Genomic DNA, 24,654 nt, shown 5'->3' on the forward strand with positions numbered 1-24,654 from the left:
TTGCTATATTTCGGGGATTTTTTAAAAGTACCGCGGTGTCATCTAGTTGCTTGACCGGCGTTGTTGCATGGCTCGAATTTTCGATGTCATTCCCGCGTTTTCGATGTCATTCCCGCGCAGGCGGGAATCCAGAAAAGTATTTAAGCGAATTATATAGTAAATTTTTATATAAGTTTGTTTATTTTAAGTATTTTTTCTGGATTCTCGCCTTTAGTTAGAATGACATACGGCACTTTTTTAGAGCCATGCAACAACGCCGCATTGCCGCGGGAATGACATTGGACCGGCTTAATTTCATCTTAAGTTGACACCCAAGTACCCGCGGGAATGATATTGAAAACTCTTATCTAAGCTATCACCTTGCCGTAACAAGTTTAATTTTATGATCCTCATACCGATATTAACTATTTTTGGGTTTTCATATTTATTTTCTAACTGCTTAAAAACAAAATTTATTTTTGCTGTTCCGGTAGTTACTTCCCTTTTAGTATCACTTTTATATTGTGCTGCTACGGTAAATCTTTTACCTGCAGCCACTTATTTATTTTATTTTCTAGGTACGATATATTTTGCTTATTATTATACTCAAATCTCAAAAGATGATTTTTTAAAAAATATAAAACCATGCGTTAATGAAATTATCTCATTAAGTATAATTATCATCGCGTTTTTTATTTATACAAGTGGCTCGTATTTACATGCCTACGATGATTTTTGCCATTGGGGGGTATTTACTAAAGAATTATTACATTTCGGTTTTTTTGAAAATCAAAATTCCGCCTCTTCTATTATAACTACCCATGCTCACTATCCAAGAGGTAGTGCCGTTTATCATTATTTTATGTTATTACTTTCAGGTTATTCTGAAGGTAATGTATTATTTGCTCATTTTTTATTACATCTGATTTTTTTAGCACCATTAACGGCAAATAGAAAATTTTGGTCAACGATTTTTTTTATTTCTGTAATATTGGCTATAGTCGTGCTTTACACAACGGGCCTACGATCAATATATAACGACAGCACCATCGGCTTAATGTTCGGCTGTATATTTGCTATCTACATACTTGAAGAAGACAAACATAAAGCCATGCTTCTTGCCTTACCGATTGTGATACTGCTTACTTTTTTCAGAGAAGTTGGATTATGGCTAGCTAGTTTTGCCTCTATAATTATAATATCCCATCATATAAAATTTTATAAAGGCGGTAGAAATAAAAAAGATTATATTATTTATTTTCTATTATTGACGTTACCGATTATGTGTAATTTTATTTGGCTGAGTTACTTTAAAAATACTCATGATTTTTTTGGTAGAAGAGAGCATAGCTTTAGTAATATCGTCGTAATTATAGAAAATTTTAATGAGCAGCATAAATTATTACTCCTTAATTACGGCAAGTTTTTTCTTAAGTTTTTAGTGAAAGAGGGGAGCATCGCGCTATATATTATCGGCGGATTAGCTTGGTACTCGGTGCGCAAATATAAGCCTTCCTTATTAAGAGAATATAAATTTTTGCTAGTTGCTACCTTTATTTGTTATCTAATATTTGCCTTATGGCGATTATATTTGTATTTTTTCACTTTCACTTATGCAGAAGCAATTAAAGGAGCCTCATTACTTAGATATTTAGGATGCTATAGTCTAGCATTCGGTATAATTTCTTGTGCATATATAAAAAATAGTATTTTCTTATTCAATCAAAATAAAAAAGAATTATTTATCTTTGCGGTATTACTTGTTGTTGCATCGTTTTCGGTAGTTAAAAATACCTTAAGAATAAAACAATTATCGCCGGCACAAAAAGTTTTTAATGAGCAAAGTAGTATGGTTAAAGAATTATTAGAGCAGGGCGTAGAAGTGAATTTTGATTTTGGTAATAAACAGGATGGTTTGCAGTGTTATATATTAAATTATTCCTTAGCTCCTTATTTGAATAATAAATACTTAAAAGAATGTATGCAAGCCCCTAAAAATTCCGTAATTAATAAAGATTTGTCAGAAGAAAATAAAATTATCTATAGACCTTTTGTAAATGAGTTTGATATAAAAAAATGAAATGTTAAGAATTATCCATAGTTCGCGTTATTTAATCAATTATTGAATAATAAGCATGTTTATCATTTATTGTTGATCTATAATAACGATAAATTCTTTTTAATTTAGTAATGTAAGTATCTTCGGGAAGATAATCAGTCGGTCCGACATAAGATGAAGGTAATACTAATATAGGACCATATAAGAACATTTTTTTACTAATTATGTCTATTAAATTCCACCTCATAGGGGTATTTTTTTTATAAAACTCATCTAATGCTTGTGATAAAATAGGGCTATTTGCTACTGATCCTATAAGCCTATTTGAGGCTAAAATTTGTAAATTTTGATGATTAACCGGTTGTATTCCGGTATATAGCTTTAATTTATTGCCTAATTCAAATATAGGAACTATCGGTTTTGCTTTGAAATCTACGTAATGTCCCCCTTCTTTATTAATTATCTCTAAACCTGCTAAAAAACGTATATCTTCATTATTATAGTTAGTATTGTCAAAATAGGCTGCTAAATATGGGAAAGATTTTAAAATTTTATCTTTTGTCCGGATATCAATCTCAAATGTACGGTTTAACATAACCCATTCGGATATATTAAGGTCAAGCTCTTTTTTTTCTTCTTCATTAAATACGATAAATATTATTTTTTGAGGAATTTCTCCTATATTTTTAAATTCCATATTTTTAGGATGAAATTTTTCATAATTTTCTCGCATCATGTTTAATCGATGTTGCTCAATCAAAGGTAATTTTTGAAAAGCTTTTTCTCGCTCCGGGTCATACATATCCATACTATCATTAAAAGGTAAATATCCTATTTCATCTTTAGTAGTATAATTATGAAATACCAAAGATTCTTTTTGTACTTTAGGAAAAGCAAGTTTATGCGGTGGCATTTTTCCGGCAAATACTTTCCAAAAATTAGAATATTTATTCGGAGTAGGAGGGAATAATTCCCAAGATATTAAATCACCTTTAACAGTACTAAAGAAATAAGTAGTAGGAAGTGCAATAACCTTATCACTATAGCTTGCTGTTTTTTTAAAAGCTTCTGTTAAAGGAATCATTGAAGTTTTGACTATAAAATTATGAAATATCGGGAAGTATATCTCACCATTATCATATTTTTTGAATTCTGTTGGAAGATTTTTATGAATTTGTTCTAACGTTTCTTTCAATATTGGGTGATTAGGGGCTGCACCGATAAATCCATTATTAAGTACCCCTCTAAACTCTAATGCTGCATAAAAATCATATTTATGGTTCATTTCATCAAGAGAGCGATAACATTTAACGTCCATATCTCGATAGACCCCACCATATTGTAATAATATTTCATATCTTAATATATCGGTTTTTTGTACAAGGCTTCGTGAAATATCATATAGATTTTGGTATTTTGTCTTCAACTTAAGTGTATCTTCGTCTTTCCAAATTTTAAATTCCCAAGTAGGATGTAAAAGGCGACATTCTTCTAAATAATTTTTATATAGAGGAGGGATGTTTTTCGAGCCGATCCATATTTGATGTATAACTTTAGGAATTAAAGGAGTTTTATTATACGGCATTTTTGAAGGAGATTTTAGAGAATAATGTTTAGCCATTATTTTTAAAGTTTCAGAATTATAGAGAGCGTCATTTCTGTTAATAGTATTTTCTGCTAATAGTTCTGAACCACCGGACATAGATTCCATAAAGTCCACATCAGCTTTATCTTTTGCAAATCCAACATTACTTGAAAATAATAATATTATTAATATAAAAAAATGCATATTAAAGCCGATATAGATTTATTATTGTAAGATTCTCTTCAATAAACCTAATAAATGTAACTTTTTAAGTATGTATTTTACGCCTAATAAAGTTTTTTTGATTATAGGATTGTGAATTACTATACAAAGAGCAGGATTATAAGAAGGTATATCTATTAACATTTCATTATCTCTTGTTGCTAGACGACAAGCTGTTAAAGAATCAAGAGCTATATTTTTATAATCTTCCGTAGTGTAATTAATATTTTTATAAAGTAATTTGTTAATGGTTAATTGATCGTTACTTAATACCATATTAATAATAGTTTCCCATTGAGAGATTACTTTATCATTATCGAATCTTTTAGCTAATTCGATTGCTTTTTTGCTTATTTTTAGTCTTAACTCACTATCTTGCAGTAAAAGAATAGTTTTTTCAGCCATCCCTTTTATATCGTCTTGTTCTACTATAAAGCCGTTTTGACCTTCGAGAATAACATCTTCAAGCCCGTTTATTTTATTTGCGACTACAGGTAAGCCGTATGCTCCTGATTCTAAAAGTACCATAGGCATACCTTCTAATGTTGAAGTCATAATATATACGGCTGATTTTTTGTAATAAGAAGATACGTTATAAATCACTCCTGTAAAAATAATATCTTTTCCTATTTCTAAATTATTTTTTTCAATTAACTCTTCTAATGTTTCTGTTTCGTTATTTATTTTTAATGTTAAATTATATAAACCGATTACATACAGTACCGCATCATTATGTTTACGCTTTACTTCTATAAAAACTTTTAATACTCTATCTAAGCGTTTATTTCTTCCCATATCTCGTGTAAAATCACCGATACATAGTAAATTTTTATTATTAGGGAATTGAGGTTCTATATCATAAGTATTAAAAGTATTAAGATTCGGTATTATAGTTATATTATTTAAGCCGGCTAACCTACAACTTTTATATGTATAAGTGTTTAAAACCGTAGTTATATTAGCTTTTGCAATAATATTTAAAAGTTTATCAACAAATGGAGCAAAATAAAATAATGTACTATGAACCGTGAAAATATATTTAATATCAGGGTAATGCTTATAGATAAGATTTATATGCCTGTCCATATATAAAAAACTTATAACAAGCTCAATTTTTGTATTATCAATAAGCTCTAATAAATGGTCTTTTTCATTCTGTATACTTGATTTAGTGACTTTAACATTTTCGTTCAATTCATACTGATATGTTTCGGTCTCGCTATAAAAAGTGATTAGATTTATGTTATATCGGGGGTTAGAAGATAAGCTATTCATTATATTAGATGCTACTCTTTCCGCCCCACCTTTTTGTAGGCAATCTAATAAAAACAAAATGTTAATTGTCATAAAGCATTAATAAATTCAACTATTTTTATCGTCCTTTATTAAATAAGGATAATTCGCTTGATAATATCTTTAAGCAATAGGTCTGTCAATTAATTTTAGTTTATTATTATCAACTATGGATAAGTTTTAGCTTAAAAACTTATCCATAGTTGGGGTTATTAATAAATTCTCTAGATATATAATATTTTATATAAACCGCCTAATATTACTAGATTCAAGAAATAAATATGATTATAGTATGTAACATTATAAAAACTTAAATCAAATTTATAAATGAATATTTTAATTACCGGTGGAGCAGGTTTTATAGGCTCTCATCTTGCCGATTATCTTTTAAAAGCCGGGCATAATATTACAATATTTGATGACTTATCTTCAGGAAAAATAGAAAATATTTCAAAAGAATGTAAGTTAATAGTCGGGGATATTAATGATGCTAATATACTTGAAAAAACATTTGATAAAATAGATTTTTGTTATCATTTAGCAGCCATACCGTCCGTGCAAAAATCAATCGATAATTGGCTTGCCTGCCACAAAGTTAATCTAACCGGTACTATTAATGTTTTTTTAGAAGCCGCTAAGAGAAAAATACCGGTTATATACGCGTCTTCGGCGGCGGTGTACGGAAATTCAACGCAGATGCCTTTATCGGAAGAGAATATAGGAAAATTTATTTCGCCTTACGGGGTTGATAAATATACTTCTGAATTGCAAGCTAGTGTTTTTGCCCATTGCTACGGTTTAAAATCTATAGGATTTAGGTTTTTTAATGTTTACGGTCAAAGACAAGACCCAAATTCTCCTTATTCGGGAGTTATTTCGATTTTTATTAATAAGTTGCAAAATAATAAACCTCTAAATATTTACGGCGACGGAACTCAAGAAAGAGATTTTATATTTATCGATGATGTTGTTAAATGCTTAGCTTTGGCTAAAGATTATATTTCAGTTGAACCGCAAATATATAATTTAGGTATCGGCTACGGTACACCCCTTAACTATTTAATAAAAACTTTATTTCAAGCAGTCGGTCATGAAGTAAAGCTAAATTATTTAAGCGCGCGCGAGGGAGACATTTATAAATCTATTAGCAATCCCGAAAAGGTTGAAAAAAACCTTGGATTTAAGGCATCTATAAAATTGTCGGAAGGTATAGCTTCGCTTATTAAACCATTAATTAAAAACTCATGATCGATATAAAACATAATCTAGCTGCCGCCTATCGAATAATGGCATATTTAGCTATGGATGACCATACTTATACTCACTTATCCGCAAGACCCTTAAATGCTGATTTTTATTATATTTATCCTTTTGGTCTAAGATTTGAGGAAGTAACCCAAGATAATCTACTTAAAGTTAGCTTAGAAGGGGAAGTTTTAGAGGGAAGTGAATATCAATATAATAAAACCGGCTATTTTATTCACGGTAATATATATAAAGTGCGATCCGATATTTCTTCTATATTTCATTTTCACACGCCGGCAAGTGTTGCGGTTTCATCGATGCAATGCGGGTTATTACCGATTAGCCAGTGGGCATTACATTTTTATGAAAGAGTTTCGTATCATAATTACGGTTCTTTAGTGCTTGATAACAATCAAAGTGCAGCACTGGTTAATGACCTTGGGCAAAATTATGTAATGTTTTTACGTAATCACGGAGTAATTACCTGCGGGAAAACAATTCATGAAACGATGTTTTATAGCTATCATTTAGAACTAGCTTGCAAAACGCAATGCTTAGCTTATAGGGGAGGGCAAGAGTTAATTACTCCTTCTAAAGAAGTATGTCGGCAAACGTTACAAGATATATTATCATTTGAAAAAGATTTAGGCAAGCGTGACTGGGAAGCTTGGCTTAGATGTATAGACTCTATTGTAAAGACAGATTACGGTACATAATTAAAACAAATACCGTCATTGCGAGGAGGCATTTATGCCGACGCGGCAATCCAGTCCTTGTCATGCTGAAACAAGTTCAGCATGACTATAATTTTTCTGGATTCCCGCCTTTAGCCATAACTGTCCGAAGTTGAAAAAAGGCTGTGTCATGCCGTGACTTGATCACGGCATCCAGGAAAATAAAGCCATATTAGACTTATTTTAGAATCTTTTTATGATATTATAAGCTGGATTCCGTGGTCGTAGCCACGGAATGACAGAATTTTTACCTCTTTATTTAAACGTTCGTACACTAGAGCCTTTAGCTAGAATGACATCGCAAATTCGAGCCATGCAACAACGCCTCCAGTCGCTCGCAATGACCTAAATTCGTGTGCTTATTTCTAAGGAGTTAAAGCTAAATTGTGTTTTAAGTTGACTAGCTTAATGTGACAGTTAACGCTACATTTGCTACTAGCTAAGGTAGTTGAGGTTCGTTTTTTAGGTGTGCGTTTTACAATAAAATTTTCTTGAGGCTTTAATTTTATATTTTTCAAAAATTTATCTGTTTCATGAGCTAAATATTCTACCTTAACTTTTGCTATTCCTTGCTTTTTAAATTTTAAAATTTCAGCGGCTTTTTCCGAAACATCTACAATGCGATTCTTTTTAAAAGGACCTCGGTCATTGACCATAAGTATCACGGATTTATTATTAGCTTGATTAGTTACTTTAATAAGGCAAGGCAAGGGCAGGGTTTTGTGGGCTGCCGTTAATAGGTTTTTGTTATATTTATCTCCATTGGCAGTTTTTTTACCGTGAAATCCACCTTTAGTGCCGTACCAGGAAGCTATGCCTAGCTGGGTATATGATTTATTAGGGCTTTGAGGTTTATAAGTCTTACCCTTTATTTTATAGCTTTTTCCGACTTTATAGTGTCCTTGATAACTTAAATTGTGAGGATCATCTTTTGAGAGGTTTTTATATAGATGTTGTTTTGAAGTATTACAGCTTACAAGTCCAAAACATAGGATCAAAAAAATTAATAATTTTAATTTATTATAAGTTACTATCATCTATATCATTATTTTCGTTAGTATCGGAAAAATTATTCATTATTTTAACATAACAGACTACTTTCTCAACGCCTTTTATTTTTGATGAAATAGCAGATATTTTTGCTAATTCTTCTTCTGACCTAGCAATACCGAATAAATATACAATATTATTTACGGTAAGAACTGTATAATTTGCAAATTTTATATCTTTTCTAACTAAAGTTTTCGTTTTAATCTGCGTGGTTATAAGGCTGTCTCTGGTATATTGCACTAAATCAAAGTGATTGCTTTTTTTATTAACTTTAAGCTCATTAATAACTTCTTTAACTCCTTTTTGATTCCAAGCAATTTCTATTGCTTTCAAAGCATCTTCTTCTTTTTCTATATTTCCGGTAAATAATACTCGTGCTTGTGACACTTCTACCTTAATTTTTGCGCCTAACTCCTTAAAGTTATTTTTAATGAGTGCTGTTTTAATTGCCGCCGAGATTTTGGAGTCATTGATTGTTTCCGACATTGGCTGATCTTTTGAAGCGGCAATACCGGTAGTAGTTGCAGCGGTAAAGATTGCCGGTAAACAACCGCTTAGCGTAAGAGATAAAAACATGATTATTAAAATTTTTTGCATAATTATAATTTTTTATCAGGTAATTTGTTTCTTAACAAGTAAGGTATTTGTAATAAAATAACTATAAGAGTAATCGGGATTACCCCAAATACTTTGAATTTTACCCATGTTACTTCCGTAAAGTTACGCCAAACTATTTCATTAATTACGGCCATGACAAAGAAAAATCCGGCGGCTCTGTAGCTTAAAGTAATCCAGCTTTCTTCTTTAAGCTGAATTATACTTTCTAAAGCATATTTAATAAAGGGATTTTTTCTTATACCGCTCATAAGAAAAATAATACCGAAAATAATATATAAGATAGTCGGTTTTATTTTTATATACATCGAATTGCCGCTAATTAACGTGATACTACCGGAAACAAGTAAAACACTTGCAGAAATTAGCGATAATTTAGATACTTTCCCGTCGATAAAATAACAAAGAGTGATACAAATAATAGCGGTGATAAGCATATACAAAGTAGCATTTTGTATACCGCCGCCATAAAAAAATCCGACAAAAAATGCTATTACGGGACCGATTTCTGATAATAATTTGAACATATAATATTTTTAATGTGTTTAGAATAAATTTATTCTATGTGTAATAAGTAATGAAAATAAACCTTCGTGATGTCATTCCTGCAACGGTGCGGCGTTGTTGCATGGCTCGAAAATTAATAAAAAACTTGTCATTGCGAAGCCACGAAGTGGCTGCGGCAATCCAGGCTATCCCGAATGTAATGAGGGATTTAATGAGAATGCTAAACAAGTTTAGCATATCTGGATTGCAGCAATGGCATAAATGCCTCCTCGCAATGACGATTCCGGTAGCCATGCAATAACGCTAGTATAATGCCGGAATGACCTCTTCCGGCATTATTCCTTAAACTAGCGCGAAAACTTCGTATATTTTAATTTTATTTGTATTAAAATATTAATTAAACCTATAGTGAAAAAATAAGCCACAACTTGTAAACCGTTTGGTCTTGCAATGTAACCGGTAACAATATGTAATACCTTGCCTGTTATACTCTTATCAGAGATTAACCAAGAGCTATCCCAAAGCTGATCGGATAAAAACATAATTAGACCTGAGGAGGTTAAGATACCGGCGGCACTTGCCGCAAAACCTCCGGCGATCAGCATTAATAAGATAGTAGAAACTTTAAAAATATATCTTTGATTAGCAATTTTTATTAACCCGAAATATATTATTAAACCAACTAAAAATCCGGTTGTTGTACCTATGATAACTCCTTGTAAATAAACGCTGCTAGTAAGTGTTTCAATTGAAGAGATACTATATACTAAAATAATAATTTCTGCTCCCTCGCGTAAAATAGTGCTGGCAACAAGTAAAACCAGCATTATATAACTGCCGCTCCCGTCGCTAATTTTTGCGGATAAATCATTAAGATGTAGCTTTACTTTAATACCGTAACCTTGCATCCAAATTATCGTCCAGCTAATTAAGATAGTAGTTAATATCATGATACAGGAGTCAAACAGCTCGTCACCCATCCCTCCAAAGGATAAAGATATTTTACGAGTGAAAAATGCAAAAATTGAGGCACATACTACTCCAAGCATGATGCCGGCAATAATATATAAACGTGATTTCTCTATTTGCTTTGTTACGGCAAGTATTACTCCAAGTAATAAAGATATTTCTAAACATTCACGAAATACAATTAAAGCAATTTTAAACATTTTATACCTTACATCTAATTAACAATAAGACAGCCTTGAGCAGTTTCTTGATGGAAATCACCGAAAAAATCGTATCTTCCGGAGGCTAAAGGTGCAAGTATAATATTTATAGAGGAGTTAGGCATTACTATTCTTTCTCGATGGAGATCATTACTTTCAAATTCTTCTACTATATCATCCTGGTTATGAATAACTAACAGTAATTTCGTATTTTTAGGTACTTCAATCAGATTGGGAGTAAATTTATGATTTTTTATAATAATATTTACTTCTAATATCTCTTCTTTAGTATCTTTACTAGGATGCTTATTTATAGCGATAATTATAATTATTACTAGTAAAAAACCTATTGAACTTAATAATAAAATAATATTTCTCATGTAAGTACCTATAAAAAAAATTTAGCCGGCAATTTTTATTAAGGAGACAAAATACACTAATATAACCATAATGACAAGAATAGTTAACAAAATATAATTCTTTTGTTTTTGAATATTTTTTTTAAAAGGCATATTTTTTATTATTTTATGTTCTACTTAGGTTATTACAAGTACGGTGTCATACCGTGGCTTGACCACGGTATCCAGAAAAATCTTAGTAAAAAGACTGGATACCGTGGTCAAGCCCACTACTGTACGAACGTTTAAATAAAGAGGTAAAAATTCTGTCATTCCGTGGCTACGACCACGGAATCCAGCTTTATAATATCATAAAAAGATTCTAAAATAAGTCTAATATGGCTTTATTTTCCTGGATGCCGTGATCAAGTCACGGCATGACACAGCCTTTTTTCAACGTTCGTACAGTAGTGGGTCAAGCCACGGCATGACACCGAAACACTTTGCAAAAATTCGAGCCATACAACAACGCCTTGCTTACGCGGGAATGACATCGAGGCGTATGACATTTTTTTCTTTTTTACGGTTTAAAATTATTTAACTCAAGCATTAAATATTCCTCCAAGGGTAATGAGTCATTAGAAATGACTTTATTTAAATTCGATCCCGTAGCTTTAAAAGTTTTGCCTTTAGCAATTACTGTTCTAGTTCCTACCGGCACTTTGCCGTGAAGAGCATATGAAAAAATTAAGGGATAAGTAATATCGCCTATTTTCATATCAATTTTTTTCTGCAATAGCTTTGAATCATATAATATTTTACCGTCTGATAAACGAGTGATTTTTGCATCAAAGACTATTTTTTCTCCGCATAATAAAGGCAGCCGATAAGCTATTTCATCATCAAACACTTTTACTTCATTACTTTGTATAAAGTTTTGCGGTAATATAGATTTTAATACAACATTCAGCCTATACGGACTGTTTGGGTCAATATTTTTACTTTGGTATTCTTGATTATAATAGGCATATTTTACCGGAATAATTGCCTCTCTTGCTTGACCGACCATCATGCCGACAATTACGCTATCCATCCCCGGTAATATAGCTCTTGAACCTAAAGTAAAAGTCTTGGTGTCTTCGGTAAGTAAATTATTATCAATATCGGATAATTGATAATATACCGTTACGACATGACCGCAAGAAGCAGGACCGATATTACCGTTACCGATAGTATTAATTTTAAATAACGGCGTGATTAAATCTTTATGCACTTCTATTGTATAATTCTCAGTATCAAGCGGTTTATTTAACGGCTGCAGAAGATTTTCAAAAAATACTCTTCCTTCTTCGGTTTTAAGGGCATTTATTATTACTTTTGAAATGGTTTTTTCAATTAAATTACCGGTTAACGGATTATTCGGTTCAGCATGATCTGGCGGCCGGTTTTCAGAAGTAAGGTTATTGACGGTTGTTTGTTCTTTTTGATTATTATCTAAAGAAGATGATGTTTTCATCTTTACAATGTTGTAAAGTATTAACATTACAATTATTAGAGTTAAAAATTTTTGCATAGCATTAAAGATTTAAGAATTAATGTTTTATGTATATTAACAATCAATAATCAATTGATCAACAAACAAATAAAAATTATACTTAAAATTAATTTGATTAACGTAATTAATTGATCTACTAATTAAAGTAGCGTTGTTGCATGGCTCGATAAAATAGCAGTATGTCATTTCCGCGCAGGCGGGAATCTAGAAAAATTATAGTCATGCTGAACTTGTTTCAGCATCTCTTTATAGTAGATCCTGAAATAAATTCAGGATGACGCATAGAATGGATTCCCGTTTTCACGGGAATGACATCAAAAATTCGAGCCATGCAACAACGCTAATTAAAGTTTAATCAACACAATCAAAGTGGTAAAACGTGAAAAATTTTTTATTTTGTTTACTTTGTTTTTTGGCAGTTAACATATTTGCCGCTACGCCTCAATTTTATAGTAATAACCTTAATCATTGTAAGATTACTAGAAATATATTAAATGATTATGAACCGAAAGTTTTTGAATCCACCAATAACTTACTTCGTAAAACAGGTCAATTATCTAAATATAACGGCGAAAAAATTTTAATAAAGGGTAGGGTGCTGGATCAGAATTGTGTACCGGTGTCAGATGCAAAAGTATATTTATGGCAAGCCGGGCAAGACGGAAGATATCCGTATGAGCCTTTGCGGTTGCGGGTCGATAAAAAAAGATTCTACGCTAATAGTAATTCAAGCTTTACCGGCTCCGGTACTGCTACTACTAATAACAAAGGAGAATATTATTTTATTAGTATGTTATCTCCCCGTTTTAAGAATGCAAATATTAGAGTGGAACATTCTAGCCTTAAGACTTTGCAAACACGATTAGAATTATCTGATAAAAATATTTGTGAATGTGAGTGCGGTGAAATGAATCCGGATTTATTTACTGCAGAACAAGAAATAAAAGCATATTGCTTTGATTTGGTATTGCAAGGTACTACTTTAAAGAGGTATTGATAGAGAGTACGGATAAAAGGTATTTATAAAGCCGAATCGTCATTGCTAGGAGATGCGAAGCATCGACGTGGCAATCCAGTTAAATATACTTTTATGCTAAATTTATTTAGCATTTTAATTAAATCCCGAATGTAATTCGGGATAGCCTGGATTGCCGCACTCCTTTCAGTCGTTCGCAATGACGTTTGTGTAAGCTACTCAAGATATTTCTGTTTGTTGAGGAATTTCTAGCGGTTTTTTGATACCGCAACTACTTAATATTGTCGATATTAATAATAAAAAAAGTAAAAATGTTTTCATTAAAATCTCGTAAAACTATAAAAAATACTTTTATTTATATGATTTTGAAAAATTATAGTAAATACTTTTTTGTTATTATAGCGAGCTTATTGTTAACTACAACTAGCTTTGCCTCTTCCCAGTCCGGTAAACCTACTATAAAATTTTTAAACGGCTCAAATGTTCCGGATAACGTAATATTTTTTGATGAAGAAAAAAATCAATATTCTCTTGATCAGTTTGAAGGAAAAACTATATTATTAGTATTTTGGGCAACTTGGTGTGCGGCATGTATTAAAGAAATGCCCGACCTTGATATTTTACAAAAAGATTTTAGAAAATTACCTTTTGAGGTAATACCCGTATCGGAGGATTATCAAGGGATAAAAGTTATCCAAGAACATTTTAAAAGCTATCAAATAAGATATTTACCGATTTTTCACGATTATAAAAATCAATTATTTAAAGCATTTGCAATTGTAGGAATACCGACTAGTATATTAATAACTTCGGACGGAAAAAAAATAGCTAGTTTTACCGGTAATACAAATTGGCATGACGAAAAAATTAGAGAGATTATTTTATCCAATATTCCGGGAAATTATCCTGATCCAAAAAATAGTTATAATGAAGGGTCTCTTAATCAGCCTGCTAAGCCTTTAAAATCCGTGCAAAAAGGCACGGTCAAAAAATCTATAAATCAAGATGAGTCAGAAAAATCAACTTCGGATGAAGAATTTACTTCAGAAGATAAAAAAGAGCAAAATAATGAATGAAAGAAATAAAAGCGTCGTTGCTAAAGCAGAATTTGAGCCGATAATAAGTAAACGTCAAATGAGTAAATTAGAACAATTATTTTCTTTTTTTCCGTCAATTTTTACTAATTCCAAAGATGTTATCGCTGTTCTGCGGCTTGGTGGGGTGATAGGTAAAGTCAGTACTATGCAGTCAGGGCTTACTTTAGAATCGTTAAATGAATTAATAGAAAAAACTTTTAAAATAAAAAAACTTAAAGCGGTTTGTTTAGTGATTAATTCACCCGGCGGTGCGCCGGTACAGGCAGAGCTTATTTCCAAACGTATTCGTGAGCTTGCCGAAGAAAATGAAATAAAAATTTATAGTTTTATAGAAGACGTTGCTGCCTCTGGAGGATACTGGCTGGCTTGCATCGGTGATCAAATATATGCCTCACGTAGTTCTATTATAGGCAGTATCGGGGTTATAGCAAGCGGGTTTGGTTTTCATGAAGCTATTAGTAAACTTGGAATAGAGCGGCGAATTTATACTGAAGGGACAAATAAAGCAATTTTAGACCCTTTCCAGCCGATACAAAAAGATGATCTTAAAATAATTAAAAATTTACAAAAGCAAGTTTATGAGCATTTTGTCGATTATGTGAAAAAAAGACGTAAGGGTAAATTAACCCAAGAAGATGATATTTTATTTAACGGGGAATTTTGGGCAGGACAAATTGCTGTTGATTACGGTTTAATTGACGGTATCAATGATATGTATAGCGTTATGAAAGAAAAATTCGGTGAAAATATCAAATTTCAATATGTTAGTGCTAAACAGCCGTGGCTTAAAAGAAAATTGGGTATAGTAGGTAAAAATCTTTCCGAAAATTTTGCTGATTCTTTAGTAGGGGCAATAGAAAATAAACTTATGCAAGATAAGTTTAATATTAAGTAGGATTACCCTCAAAGAACTTGATGTTATTCCGGTGTTGTTGCATGGGTGTTGACTTAAGCGATAAAGGTTCATAAAGTCCGTCATTGCGAGGAGGCGTTGTTGCGTAGATAAGTTAAAGCGTGTTCGATGTCATTCCCGCGCAGGCGGGAATCCGGGAAAAATTATAGTCATGCTGAACTTGTTTCAGCATCTCTTTATAGTAGATCCTGAAATAAATTCAGGATGACGCATAGAATGGATTCCCGCCTGCGCGGGAATGACATACGGCACTTTTTTAGAGCCATGCAACAACGCTTGCAGTGGTGAGCCATGACGTTTGGAGTATCCACGCAGGCATTGCCTACTTGCAATGATGTTTAGCTATCGACACGGAACTACCACAATTAAAATTTAGGAAAACCCGATGCTTAACTTTGCTTCTTATATAGATTTACCGCTTATTTGGGGCGGTTTAATTGCTACGGCAATTTGTCTTTATGTTTTATTAGACGGATTTGATTTAGGAATAGGTATATTATTTCCTTTTGCGCCGACCGATGAATGTCGCCATAAAATGATGAATTCTATAGCGCCTTTTTGGGACGGTAACGAAACATGGTTAATACTCGGAGGAGGAGGGTTGTTTGCAGCTTTTCCTCTTGCTTATTCAATTCTAATGCCGGCTTTATATATTCCCATTATATTAATGTTACTGGGTTTAATATTCCGCGGCGTGGCTTTTGAATTTAGATTTAAAGCTCGCGAAAATCATCGTTATATTTGGGATTATTCTTTTCATTTCGGTTCACTGCTTGCCGCTTTTTGTCAGGGGATAATGCTTGGTAATTTTGTGCAGGGAATAGAAGTTAAAGGGCGAGTATTTGCCGGTAACGCTTTTGACTGGTTAACTCCTTTTTCTATAATGACGGGATTTGCCCTTATATGCGGCTATGCTCTTCTCGGCTCTAGCTGGTTAATAATGAAAACAGCTGATAATACTCAACAATGGGCTCGTAAATCCGCTCTTTATATTTCGTGCTATGTTGCGCTGTTTATGGGACTCGTTAGTTTATGGGTACCTTTTTTAAATGAGCAAATACATGATCGTTGGTTTAGCATGCCTAATATTTTATATCTTGCAATTATTCCTATTTTAACGGCTTTAATATTCTTTAGGTTAATTAAAACTATTCGGGGAGAAAATGACGTACAGCCTTTTATATGCGTAATCCTCTTATTTTTATGTGGTTATTTGGGTCTTGGTATAAGTATATGGCCGTTTATAGTGCCTTACCGAGTAACTTTAGCACAAGCGGCAGCTGCTCCTGAATCGCAATCTCTGTTATTAATCGGTATCGGAATATTTTTACCGGTGATACTTGGTTATACAATTTATTGTTATTATATATTCCGTGGAAAATCGACTCATCACCCAATATATTAAGAAAATACACCTTAAGCTTTTAAAAGTAATGTCTTGCCTAAAAGGGTGGCAATGGTTTATTATCTTGTGGCTTGGCGGTATAACGGCAACATTGCTTTTAACTTTTACAGTTAAAGCTGTTTTTTGGTTACTTCGGTATTTGTAAGAATAGAACACTTGTCATGCCGTGGCTTGACCCACTACTGTACGAACGTTGAAAAAAGGCTGTGTCATGCCGTGACTTGATCACGGCATCCAGGAAAATAAAGCCATATTAGACTTATTTTAGAATCTTTTTATGATATTATAAGCTGGACTGAAGTGGTCGTAGCCACGGAATGACAGAATTTTTACCTCTTTATTTAAACGTTCGTACAGTAGTGGGTTAAGCCACGGTATGACAAGTTTTAAGCGATTTTAACCATCCATGCAACAACGCCTCCAGTCGCTCGCAATGACGCGTTTAACGTTCCACGCGGGCATTGCCCCGCGGGAATGACATGCAGTATACTTGACAAAACGTACTGTTTATAGTACGCTATAAATCTAATATATAATATAATTGAGGGTGTAATGGAAATATATAATACAAGTGAAGCAAGAACCAAGCTTTATAAGCTTATAGATTACGTTTCTGATGCGCATAAGCCTATCTATATTAAAGGCAAAAGAAATAAAGCTGTGATGATTTCAGAAGCAGATTATCGAAATATGGAAGAAACTTTATATCTATTATCTATTCCGGGTTTGCATAAATCCATAATTGAAGGACGAGCAGAACCAATAGACAAATGCAACGATAAATTAATTTGGTAATTGTTTTTATAGATGTATATAATTCGTTATACTAAGCATGCAGAAAAAGACGCTAAAAGAATAAAACAAGCGGGTTTAAAGAGTAACGTAGAAAGATTATTAAACATAATTAGCTCTAATCCTTGGAAAACCTACCCTCCATATGAAAAGTTAGTCGGTAACTTAAATGGCTGCTATTCAAGGAGAATTAATATTCAACATAGACTTATTTACGAGGTTTATGAACAAGAAAAAATTGTTAAAGTCCTTAGAATGTGGACACATTATGAATAGATTATCATAATAAAATCACATGACAAAAATTTCTGCTTTTATCATTACAAAAAACGAAGCTATAAGAATAGCGAGAGCTATAAATAGCGTAAAAAATATTGCCGAGGAAGTAATTGTAGTTGATAGCGAAAGTACCGACGCGACAGTAGAGATTGCTAAGAATTTAGGGGCTAAAATAGTAATTAATCCGTGGTCCGGCTATGTTGTTCAAAAAACTTTCGGAGAGAAGTTATGCTCTCACGACTGGGTGCTTAATATTGATGCCGATGAAGAATTATCTAAAGAATTACAAGATGAAATAGAGTATATTTTTGCTTCCGAAAATCAAGATCGTTATTTAGCTTATCAAATAAAGCTCTTAATAATGCATCGTAATAATTCAAAACCCGGTCGATTTGCACCATATAATAAATGCATCAGGTTATATAATAAAAAATTTGCTAGTTTCGGCAATACTCATGATAGTACTACTCATGATTCGGTAGTATTTAATGAGGGTATTGAGAATAAAATATATCTTTTAAACGGCGTAGCTTATCATCATTCCGGCACTTCAATTGAGCAGTTGGTTGCTAAAGCAAATTTTTATTCGGGAGAGCAAGCAAAAGATTTATTTAATGCCGGTAAAGTGCTGTCGCGCACTCGAATTGTTACGGAAATGCTATTATGTTTTTTTAAAGCTTTTTTTATTAGGCGATATTTTATATTCGGCTTTGACGGTTTTATTGATTCAATGATTTTTGCCTTCGCACGTTTCTTAAGACTTGCAAAACTCCGAGAAAAATTACGACAGAATAATGAACACCGTGGATAGGTCAAAACGTCATCAACTATGTATAGCATTCTAATTAAATCCTTGATTACATTCGGGATAGCTTGGATTGCCGCGTCGCCTATGGCTTCAGCATTGTTGCATGGATGGTTAAAATCGCTTAAAACTTGTCATACCGTGGCTTGACCCACTACTGTACGAACGTTTAAATAAAGAGGTAAAAATTCTGTCATTCCGTGGCTACGACCACTTCAGTCCAGCTTATAATATCATAAAAAGATTCTAAAATAAGTCTAATATGGCTTTATTTTCCTGGATGCCGTGATCAAGTCACGGCATGACACAGCCTTTTTTCAACGTTCGTACAGTAGTGGGCTTGACCACGGTATCCAGAAAAAATCTTAGTAAAAGGCTGGATGCCGTGGTCAAGCCACGGCATAACATCGCGGTACTTTTAAAGAATACCAAAAATATAGCAATTTTCGATCCATGCAACAACGCCTGCTGCAGCTAGGAATGACATCGAGAATGCCGCTTTTTAATCTTTTCTTAATTCTGCTAATTCTTTTTGTAATTTTATTACTAAAATTTGCAGCTTCTCAAATTCTTCTCTAGTGACATAATTACCTCTTAATATTTTATCTTCAATTAAGTTATGACTTTTCTCTACTATATTATTAGTAACTTTTTGTGCTATGCTGCCGGCACCTATCATTACTTTTAGAATATTATTTGTTTTCATAATGTCTCTATTGATAAAGCGTGTAAGCCGTTTGCTAGCTCATCTGCAAGAAGATTGTTAATTATACGGTGTTTTGCTATTAAACTTTTACCGACAAATAAATTTGTAGAAATTTGTACTTTAAAATGACTTTCAATGCCACCGTATTTATGACCGGCATGTTTATGGCTTTCATCTATTATTTCACAGAAATGTGGTTTTAGCGCACTTAATTTTTCTTTTATCCGATCTATTCGAGTCATATTTCTCTATTATTCATTATATAAATCTCATATTATCATATTATATTACTAAAATAAACATGATAAAATTAATGACCGAACTAGAAATTTTCCAGTCAGAAATTGATAATTTAAAAAAAGGTACATGTTTATCTTGTAAATTAGCCAATTATTATGAAATTAAAGCAATAAGAAAAGATCATTATCCGATAATTGAGGAACTTAATCAAATTATTGATCGAGTAAGCATGAAGCTTGATATAGCACTTAGCTATAAAAAAATTAAAAAAGATAAGATATTATTTATCTTAAAAACGCAAGATTCGCATTTAATTAAAAATTTTGCTAGAAAACTATATTTACTTTCTCAGCTTTATACCGATTCAGAACAGCCCGCTATTTACATGAACTGCTATATTGCAAGCGTTCAATTTCCTCAAATAAACAGTAATGCCGAGGAAATTAAAGATATTTTAAATATGCTTCTTTCCTCCCAAAACGGTTCTTCCCAAAACGGTGAATATTATTACCGTGAATATAACCTTATTGATTATGATTTAGAAGATATCAAAAAATCGAATATTCAGCTTAATTTATTACGGCAAGCCTTAGCTAAAAAAACCATGATATTTGCCTATCAGCCGATTATTGACCGGCTTACTATGAAAATTCATTATTATGAATGTTTACTCCGAATACCTAATGAAAACAATAATTATATTTCCGTCGGTCCGATAATTCCTATTGCAGAAAATAAAGGATTAATTTTTGTAATTGATCAAATTGTGCTTGAGATGACAATTCAAGAATTAGTTAAAAATCCTGAGTTAATTCTTACGGTTAATATTTCAAATATGGGTACGACAGATGAGGCTTTATGGGAGCTTGCCGAAAATTTACTACAAACTTATGATGTACATGGTCGCTTAATTATTGAAATTACCGAAACTTCTTTTAATGAAAATTATGAAAAAATAACGTTATTTATTAATAAATTACGTAAATTCGGTTGTAAATTTGCTTTAGATGATTTCGGCTCCGGTTTTACTTCTTTTAAACAACTGCAAAATTTACCGATTGATATTATAAAAATTGACGGTAAATATGTACGTAATATTATAAGTGATGTACAAAGTCAGTATTTTGTTGAAAAATTAATTAAGATTTCAGACGATTTAGGAATAAAAACAGTAGCGGAATTTGTTGAAAACGGTGAAATAGCTCAATTTTTGATTAATTTAAAAGTTGGCGGCATGCAAGGAAATTTCTTTTCGGAAGCAACATTTGATAGGGTTAAGGATATTAAGAAGTGAATCGTCATTGCGATGCGGCACTGGTGTATAGCCTCGATGTCATTCCTGCGAAAGCAGGAATCCAGAAAAAAATAACCTTAATATTGGTACAAAAATTATATATTTGATAAAATAAACATATAAAAAAACAAGTTTTTTATATGTTTTACTGGATTCCTGCTTTCGCAGGAATGACATTAACCGCTTTTTAAGAGCCATGCAACAACACAGGTACAAGCCACGGTATGACAACGCCGCTTGACATCAACCGCAAAAACCTATATGCAAAAAGACTTATTCTTAAAATTTTATATTAAATAATTAAATGCTTTTACTTGAATTAAAAAGAACTAAACAAATTCTTGAAACTATCCATTTTATAGGTATCGGCGGCGTTGGCATGAGCGGCATCGCCGAGATACTGCATAATCTCGGTTACAAGGTACAAGGCTCTGATTTATCGGAGAACTATAATACCAAAAGATTAGAGTCAAACGGCATTAAAATATTCTTAGGTCATCACGCTCAAAATATTACTAATGTTTCGTATGTAGTGATATCCTCGGCAATTAATAAAAATAATCCGGAAGTGCAAGAAGCTCTGCAAAGAAAAATTCCGATCATTAGGCGTGCCGAAATGCTTGCCGAATTAATGAGGTTAAAATGCTCGGTAGCAGTTTCCGGCTCGCACGGAAAAACGACGACTACTTCCCTTACGGCGTGTTTATTTGAAGCAGCCGGCTTATGCCCTACGGTAATTAACGGCGGTATTATTAATAATAGATCGACAAATGCCTATCTTGGTTCCGGAGATTATCTAATTGCGGAAGCCGATGAATCGGATGCTACTTTTATTAATATACCCTCAACTATTGCGGTAATAACCAATATTGATCCCGAACATTTAGATTATTATCAAGATTTTGCTACGCTAATTAATGCTTTTAGAAGTTTTATTACTAATTTACCTTTTTACGGCTTTGCCGTCGTTTGTATTGACCATAAAATAGTAAGAGAATTAATTAGTACCGTTACTGAACGTAAAGTTGTTACTTACGGTATAGATTCAGATGATGCACATATCAAGGCTTTTAATATAAGTACTGATATTGCTTCTTCTACTTTTGATATCAGAATTAAATTACCGACTGTAAGCGGCGTTACGATTATTGAGCGAATTACTATTCCAACGCCAGGAAGACATAATATTTTAAATAGTTTAGCTGCCGTTGCAGTCGGAGTAGAGCTAGATTTCGGTATCAAAGTTATCAAAAACGGTTTTAGTAATTTCAAAGGAGTAAAACGAAGATTTACGAAAGTCGCCGAATATAATAATGCTTCTATCATCGATGATTACGCTCATCATCCCGAAGAAGTTAAAGCAACGCTTGCTACTGCTAAAAATATTGCCGATAAGCAAAACGGCAAAGTGATTGCTATTTTTCAGCCGCATAGATACTCAAGAGTACAGTATTTATTTAATGACTTTATGATCTGTTTTAACGATGCCGAGATGCTTTATATTACCGATATATACGAAGCCGGCGAAGCTCCGATAGACGGCATAACCGGCAAGGATTTAGTTGAACAAATAACAAAAAATAACCATCACACTCAAGCAAGCTTTATACCTTATCCGCAAAATATAGTTCAAATTATTAAAGATCATGCACGCCCGGGCGACATGATAATAATGATGGGGGCCGGTAATATTTCGGCGTGGGCTAACGATCTAAAATTGAAAGATACGGATTGATAATATGCTTGATATTATAGATTTCATATCCGATGTCATTCCCGCGAAGCGTTGTTGCGTGGATCGAAAATTAATAAAAAACCCGTCATTGCGAGCCGCTGCAAGCGGCGTGGCAATCCAGGCTATCCTGAATATAATGAGGGATTTAATTAGAATATTAAACAAGTTTAGTATAAAAATATATTTAACTGGATTGCCACGTCGGCATAAATGCCTCCTCGCAATGACGTTTAGGGTATCCACGCAACAATGTATTCGCGGAAATGACATCTCTCGGTGCTTTTTATGAAACTACCTAAAATTCGAGGTGAGTATAGAAGAGATTATAATTTAAAACATTTGACTTGGTTTAAAGTAGGCGGCAATGCCGAGATATTTTTTAAGCCCGCCGACATTGATGATTTAATAAGTTTTTTACAGCAAAATAACCAAGAATTATCGGTAACGATTTTGGGCGCGGGTTCCAATATAATTATTAGAGACGGCGGGATAGAAGGCTACGTAATAAAGCTTGGACAAAATTTTACTAATATCGAGCTTACTAAAGATAATCACCTTGCGGTCGGTAGCGGCTGCCTTAACTATAATCTTGCTAAATTTTGTCAGGCTAATTTAATTAGCGGTTTTGAGTTTTTAGTAGGTATCCCCGGTACTATCGGCGGCGGCGTAGCGATGAATGCCGGCTCTTATAACACCGAATTTAAAGATATCATAATAGAAATAGAGGCAGTTGATTTTTTCGGAAAATCTTTAACTTTTTCTAATGAGGAAATAGGTTTTAAATATCGTGGTAACAATTTACCGAAAGATATAGTTATAACTAAAGCTATTTTTAAAACTAAAGCAGGTAGCGAAGAAGATATAACAAAGCGAATGAATGAAATAAATAACGCAAGATCACAAACTCAGCCGATAAAAGAACGCACCGGTGGGAGTAGTTTTGCTAATCCTACGAGCAAACAAATTAATAATGTCACCCCGTGGCTTGCTAACTGGGTCCGGAAAAAAGAAGACCGGATACCGGGGTCAAGCCCCGGTATGACAACTCAACATTTTATGAAAGCTTGGCAACTTATTGACAAGTCAGGTCTTAGGGGGTATAGAATAGGCGATGCTTCTATTTCAGAACTTCATTGTAATTTTATGATAAATCACGGTAACGCAACTGCTAAGGAACTCGAAGATTTAGGGAATTTGGTACAACAAAAAGTATTTGAAGATAGCGGCGTAAAATTAGAGTGGGAAATTAAACGGATAGGGAAATATGCTTAGGTAATTATGATCTTGCTGGTATGGTTTGAGAAAAGTCTTCAGCGTCATACCGTGGCTTGTCCCACTACTGTACGAACGTTTAAATAAAGAGGTAAAAATTCTGTCATTCCGTGGCTACGACCACGGAATCCAGCTTATAATGCCATAAAAAGATTCTAAAATAAGTCTAATATGGCTTTATTTTCCTGGATGCCGTGATCAAGTCACGGCATGACACAGCCTTTTTTCAACGTTCGTACAGTAGTGGGCTTGTCCACGGTATCCAGAAAATTTAATAATATAATGAAACAGTATTATTTATATATATTAGCTAGTAAACGTAATGGTACATTATATATTGGAGTTACTTCAAATATTATAAAACGTATTTATGAACATAAGCATAAAGTAATTAAGGGTTTTTCTTCTAAGTATAACATAAATAAATTAGTTTATTTTGAGCAATATGACGATATTATAGCTGCAATTAATCGTGAAAAATTATTAAAAGAATATAAAAGACAGTGGAAACTAAATTTAATTGAATCTAAAAATCCAGAGTGGCATGATTTATATGAAGAAATTGTTTTATAATTTTTCTGAATCCCGTGGACAAGCTGGCTTTGTTGCTAGGCTTTGATATTTCTTCTGTCATTCCGTGATTTATTCACGGAATCCAGAAGATCTTAATAATAAAAGACTGGACTTAGTTAGCAAGCCACGGGGTGACATCGAACGCTTTACAAAAATTCGATCCATGCCGTCGGAGACAAGCCACGGTATGACATCGGAGTAGCTCTTAAGTAAAAA

The 24,654-nt window shown here is 32.9% G+C and carries 34 protein-coding genes and 2 pseudogenes; 20 read left to right on the plus strand and 16 right to left on the minus strand.

Annotated elements, in window-relative coordinates; translation table 11 throughout:
* Window positions 1-294: 294 nt before the first annotated feature.
* Window positions 295-537: a hypothetical protein gene (locus AAGD64_RS04580; RefSeq protein WP_341794224.1), complete on the minus strand. Its 243-nt coding sequence runs from the start codon at window positions 535-537 to the stop codon at window positions 295-297.
* A gap of 136 nt (window positions 538-673) precedes the next feature.
* Between AAGD64_RS04580 and AAGD64_RS04585 the strand changes: the two genes are divergently transcribed.
* The gene (locus tag AAGD64_RS04585; RefSeq protein WP_341794157.1) at window positions 674-2,059 is read left to right on the plus strand and encodes a hypothetical protein; all 1,386 of its coding nucleotides are present in this window, start codon (window positions 674-676) and stop codon (window positions 2,057-2,059) included.
* Window positions 2,060-2,090: 31 nt separating this feature from the next.
* On the opposite strand, the gene AAGD64_RS04590 is transcribed toward AAGD64_RS04585, so the two are convergent.
* Both AAGD64_RS04590 and AAGD64_RS04595 read right to left on the minus strand, forming a co-directional pair.
* The gene (locus AAGD64_RS04590; RefSeq protein ID WP_341794039.1) at window positions 2,091-3,827 is read right to left on the minus strand and encodes a glycosyltransferase; all 1,737 of its coding nucleotides are present in this window, start codon (window positions 3,825-3,827) and stop codon (window positions 2,091-2,093) included.
* Window positions 3,828-3,848: 21 nt separating this feature from the next.
* The gene (locus tag AAGD64_RS04595; RefSeq protein ID WP_341794040.1) at window positions 3,849-5,192 is read right to left on the minus strand and encodes a glycosyltransferase; all 1,344 of its coding nucleotides are present in this window, start codon (window positions 5,190-5,192) and stop codon (window positions 3,849-3,851) included.
* 273 nt (window positions 5,193-5,465) lie between these two features.
* Here AAGD64_RS04595 and AAGD64_RS04600 point away from each other — a divergent pair, with 273 nt between their 5' ends.
* Window positions 5,466-6,386: an NAD-dependent epimerase/dehydratase family protein gene (locus AAGD64_RS04600; protein WP_341794041.1), complete on the plus strand. Its 921-nt coding sequence runs from the start codon at window positions 5,466-5,468 to the stop codon at window positions 6,384-6,386.
* Window positions 6,386-7,099, plus strand: coding sequence for a class II aldolase/adducin family protein (locus AAGD64_RS04605; RefSeq protein ID WP_341794158.1), 714 nt, complete (start codon window positions 6,386-6,388; stop codon window positions 7,097-7,099). Before AAGD64_RS04600 ends, AAGD64_RS04605 begins: the two co-directional genes overlap by 1 nt.
* A gap of 383 nt (window positions 7,100-7,482) precedes the next feature.
* Here the strand turns inward: AAGD64_RS04605 and AAGD64_RS04610 are convergent.
* The 3 genes and pseudogenes from AAGD64_RS04610 to AAGD64_RS04620 form a co-directional block, all read right to left on the minus strand.
* Window positions 7,483-8,127 (minus strand): annotated as a pseudogene (locus AAGD64_RS04610) (septal ring lytic transglycosylase RlpA family protein); the annotation flags it as partial.
* 10 nt (window positions 8,128-8,137) lie between these two features.
* Window positions 8,138-8,764, minus strand: coding sequence for a BON domain-containing protein (locus AAGD64_RS04615; protein WP_410525859.1), 627 nt, complete (start codon window positions 8,762-8,764; stop codon window positions 8,138-8,140).
* A 2-nt stretch (window positions 8,765-8,766) separates the two neighbouring features.
* Window positions 8,767-9,309, minus strand: a complete 543-nt coding sequence (locus AAGD64_RS04620) for a septation protein A (RefSeq protein ID WP_341794043.1) — start codon at window positions 9,307-9,309, stop codon at window positions 8,767-8,769.
* Window positions 9,310-9,359: 50 nt separating this feature from the next.
* Here AAGD64_RS04620 and AAGD64_RS04625 point away from each other — a divergent pair, with 50 nt between their 5' ends.
* Entirely contained in the window at window positions 9,360-9,590 is a 231-nt protein-coding gene (locus tag AAGD64_RS04625) for a hypothetical protein (protein ID WP_341794044.1), read from the plus strand.
* 46 nt (window positions 9,591-9,636) lie between these two features.
* Here the strand turns inward: AAGD64_RS04625 and AAGD64_RS04630 are convergent, their stop codons facing one another.
* The 3 genes from AAGD64_RS04630 to AAGD64_RS04640 all read right to left on the minus strand — a co-directional run bounded on the left by AAGD64_RS04630 (window position 9,637) and on the right by AAGD64_RS04640 (window position 11,129).
* Window positions 9,637-10,458, minus strand: coding sequence for an FTR1 family protein (locus AAGD64_RS04630; protein WP_253307731.1), 822 nt, complete (start codon window positions 10,456-10,458; stop codon window positions 9,637-9,639).
* Between the two features lie 14 nt (window positions 10,459-10,472).
* Window positions 10,473-10,838 (minus strand): cupredoxin domain-containing protein, encoded by a 366-nt coding sequence (locus AAGD64_RS04635; RefSeq protein ID WP_341794045.1) that lies wholly within the window; start codon window positions 10,836-10,838, stop codon window positions 10,473-10,475.
* Between the two features lie 156 nt (window positions 10,839-10,994).
* Entirely contained in the window at window positions 10,995-11,129 is a 135-nt protein-coding gene (locus AAGD64_RS04640; RefSeq protein WP_341794046.1) for a palindromic element RPE4 domain-containing protein, read from the minus strand.
* An 88-nt stretch (window positions 11,130-11,217) separates the two neighbouring features.
* On the opposite strand from AAGD64_RS04640, the gene AAGD64_RS04645 reads away from it, so the two are divergent.
* Window positions 11,218-11,397 carry a hypothetical protein gene (locus AAGD64_RS04645; RefSeq protein ID WP_341794047.1) on the plus strand — a complete coding sequence of 60 codons (180 nt, stop codon included), beginning with the start codon at window positions 11,218-11,220 and terminating at the stop codon, window positions 11,395-11,397.
* On the opposite strand, the gene AAGD64_RS04650 is transcribed toward AAGD64_RS04645, so the two are convergent.
* Window positions 11,377-12,369: an FKBP-type peptidyl-prolyl cis-trans isomerase gene (locus AAGD64_RS04650; RefSeq protein WP_341794048.1), complete on the minus strand. Its 993-nt coding sequence runs from the start codon at window positions 12,367-12,369 to the stop codon at window positions 11,377-11,379. The two genes, AAGD64_RS04645 and AAGD64_RS04650, sit on opposite strands and share 21 nt — an antisense overlap.
* 36 nt (window positions 12,370-12,405) lie before the next feature.
* Window positions 12,406-12,537 carry a hypothetical protein gene (locus tag AAGD64_RS04655; RefSeq protein ID WP_341794049.1) on the minus strand — a complete coding sequence of 44 codons (132 nt, stop codon included), beginning with the start codon at window positions 12,535-12,537 and terminating at the stop codon, window positions 12,406-12,408.
* A 193-nt stretch (window positions 12,538-12,730) separates the two neighbouring features.
* Between AAGD64_RS04655 and AAGD64_RS04660 the strand changes: the two genes are divergently transcribed.
* A complete protein-coding gene (locus AAGD64_RS04660) occupies window positions 12,731-13,348 on the plus strand; it encodes a dioxygenase (RefSeq protein WP_341794050.1) in 618 nt (205 codons plus the stop codon).
* 23 nt (window positions 13,349-13,371) lie between these two features.
* On the opposite strand, the gene AAGD64_RS04665 is transcribed toward AAGD64_RS04660, so the two are convergent.
* On the minus strand, window positions 13,372-13,527 hold the full coding sequence (locus AAGD64_RS04665) for a hypothetical protein (protein WP_341794051.1): 156 nt from the start codon (window positions 13,525-13,527) through the stop codon (window positions 13,372-13,374).
* 19 nt (window positions 13,528-13,546) lie between these two features.
* Window positions 13,547-13,648 (minus strand): LPS translocon maturation chaperone LptM, encoded by a 102-nt coding sequence (gene lptM, locus AAGD64_RS10585; RefSeq protein WP_410525858.1) that lies wholly within the window; start codon window positions 13,646-13,648, stop codon window positions 13,547-13,549.
* A 38-nt stretch (window positions 13,649-13,686) separates the two neighbouring features.
* On the opposite strand from lptM, the gene AAGD64_RS04670 reads away from it, so the two are divergent.
* Both AAGD64_RS04670 and AAGD64_RS04675 read left to right on the plus strand, forming a co-directional pair.
* The gene (locus AAGD64_RS04670) at window positions 13,687-14,403 is read left to right on the plus strand and encodes a redoxin family protein (protein WP_410526087.1); all 717 of its coding nucleotides are present in this window, start codon (window positions 13,687-13,689) and stop codon (window positions 14,401-14,403) included.
* Window positions 14,396-15,319 (plus strand): S49 family peptidase, encoded by a 924-nt coding sequence (locus AAGD64_RS04675; RefSeq protein WP_253307727.1) that lies wholly within the window; start codon window positions 14,396-14,398, stop codon window positions 15,317-15,319. The genes AAGD64_RS04670 and AAGD64_RS04675 overlap by 8 nt, the downstream gene beginning before the upstream one ends.
* A gap of 194 nt (window positions 15,320-15,513) precedes the next feature.
* Here the strand turns inward: AAGD64_RS04675 and AAGD64_RS04680 are convergent, their stop codons facing one another.
* On the minus strand, window positions 15,514-15,648 hold the full coding sequence (locus AAGD64_RS04680; RefSeq protein WP_341794053.1) for a hypothetical protein: 135 nt from the start codon (window positions 15,646-15,648) through the stop codon (window positions 15,514-15,516).
* A 74-nt stretch (window positions 15,649-15,722) separates the two neighbouring features.
* On the opposite strand from AAGD64_RS04680, the gene cydB reads away from it, so the two are divergent.
* The 5 genes from cydB to AAGD64_RS04705 all read left to right on the plus strand — a co-directional run bounded on the left by cydB (window position 15,723) and on the right by AAGD64_RS04705 (window position 19,096).
* The gene (gene cydB, locus AAGD64_RS04685) at window positions 15,723-16,742 is read left to right on the plus strand and encodes a cytochrome d ubiquinol oxidase subunit II (protein ID WP_341794054.1); all 1,020 of its coding nucleotides are present in this window, start codon (window positions 15,723-15,725) and stop codon (window positions 16,740-16,742) included.
* A 552-nt stretch (window positions 16,743-17,294) separates the two neighbouring features.
* Window positions 17,295-17,537 carry a type II toxin-antitoxin system Phd/YefM family antitoxin gene (locus AAGD64_RS04690; protein ID WP_341794055.1) on the plus strand — a complete coding sequence of 81 codons (243 nt, stop codon included), beginning with the start codon at window positions 17,295-17,297 and terminating at the stop codon, window positions 17,535-17,537.
* Window positions 17,538-17,549: 12 nt separating this feature from the next.
* Window positions 17,550-17,810, plus strand: a complete 261-nt coding sequence (locus AAGD64_RS04695; RefSeq protein ID WP_341794056.1) for a Txe/YoeB family addiction module toxin — start codon at window positions 17,550-17,552, stop codon at window positions 17,808-17,810.
* A 19-nt stretch (window positions 17,811-17,829) separates the two neighbouring features.
* Entirely contained in the window at window positions 17,830-18,624 is a 795-nt protein-coding gene (locus tag AAGD64_RS04700) for a glycosyltransferase family 2 protein (RefSeq protein WP_341794057.1), read from the plus strand.
* A 295-nt stretch (window positions 18,625-18,919) separates the two neighbouring features.
* Entirely contained in the window at window positions 18,920-19,096 is a 177-nt protein-coding gene (locus AAGD64_RS04705; protein WP_341794058.1) for a hypothetical protein, read from the plus strand.
* 24 nt (window positions 19,097-19,120) lie between these two features.
* On the opposite strand, the gene AAGD64_RS04710 is transcribed toward AAGD64_RS04705, so the two are convergent.
* Both AAGD64_RS04710 and AAGD64_RS04715 read right to left on the minus strand, forming a co-directional pair.
* A complete protein-coding gene (locus AAGD64_RS04710; protein WP_341794059.1) occupies window positions 19,121-19,324 on the minus strand; it encodes a hypothetical protein in 204 nt (67 codons plus the stop codon).
* Window positions 19,321-19,566 carry a BolA family protein gene (locus AAGD64_RS04715; RefSeq protein WP_253307720.1) on the minus strand — a complete coding sequence of 82 codons (246 nt, stop codon included), beginning with the start codon at window positions 19,564-19,566 and terminating at the stop codon, window positions 19,321-19,323. Before AAGD64_RS04715 ends, AAGD64_RS04710 begins: the two co-directional genes overlap by 4 nt.
* Before the next feature lie 71 nt (window positions 19,567-19,637).
* On the opposite strand from AAGD64_RS04715, the gene AAGD64_RS04720 reads away from it, so the two are divergent.
* The 7 genes and pseudogenes from AAGD64_RS04720 to AAGD64_RS04750 all read left to right on the plus strand — a co-directional run bounded on the left by AAGD64_RS04720 (window position 19,638) and on the right by AAGD64_RS04750 (window position 24,640).
* The gene (locus tag AAGD64_RS04720; RefSeq protein ID WP_410526083.1) at window positions 19,638-20,858 is read left to right on the plus strand and encodes an EAL domain-containing protein; all 1,221 of its coding nucleotides are present in this window, start codon (window positions 19,638-19,640) and stop codon (window positions 20,856-20,858) included.
* A 304-nt stretch (window positions 20,859-21,162) separates the two neighbouring features.
* Window positions 21,163-22,593, plus strand: a complete 1,431-nt coding sequence (murC, locus tag AAGD64_RS04725) for a UDP-N-acetylmuramate--L-alanine ligase (protein ID WP_341794060.1) — start codon at window positions 21,163-21,165, stop codon at window positions 22,591-22,593.
* 4 nt (window positions 22,594-22,597) lie between these two features.
* The gene (locus AAGD64_RS04730; protein ID WP_341794061.1) at window positions 22,598-22,882 is read left to right on the plus strand and encodes a hypothetical protein; all 285 of its coding nucleotides are present in this window, start codon (window positions 22,598-22,600) and stop codon (window positions 22,880-22,882) included.
* A gap of 2 nt (window positions 22,883-22,884) precedes the next feature.
* A pseudogene (gene murB / locus AAGD64_RS04735) lies at window positions 22,885-23,865 on the plus strand (UDP-N-acetylmuramate dehydrogenase); the annotation flags it as partial.
* Between the two features lie 25 nt (window positions 23,866-23,890).
* A complete protein-coding gene (locus tag AAGD64_RS04740; protein WP_341794063.1) occupies window positions 23,891-24,013 on the plus strand; it encodes a hypothetical protein in 123 nt (40 codons plus the stop codon).
* A gap of 134 nt (window positions 24,014-24,147) precedes the next feature.
* Entirely contained in the window at window positions 24,148-24,438 is a 291-nt protein-coding gene (locus AAGD64_RS04745; protein ID WP_341794160.1) for a GIY-YIG nuclease family protein, read from the plus strand.
* Window positions 24,439-24,502: 64 nt separating this feature from the next.
* Complete coding sequence (locus tag AAGD64_RS04750) at window positions 24,503-24,640, plus strand: hypothetical protein (protein ID WP_341794064.1); 138 nt, start codon at window positions 24,503-24,505, stop codon at window positions 24,638-24,640.
* Window positions 24,641-24,654: the final 14 nt, after the last annotated feature.

This window comes from Rickettsia endosymbiont of Ceutorhynchus obstrictus (assembly GCF_964026565.1).
In the GTDB taxonomy this organism is placed as follows: domain Bacteria; phylum Pseudomonadota; class Alphaproteobacteria; order Rickettsiales; family Rickettsiaceae; genus Rickettsia.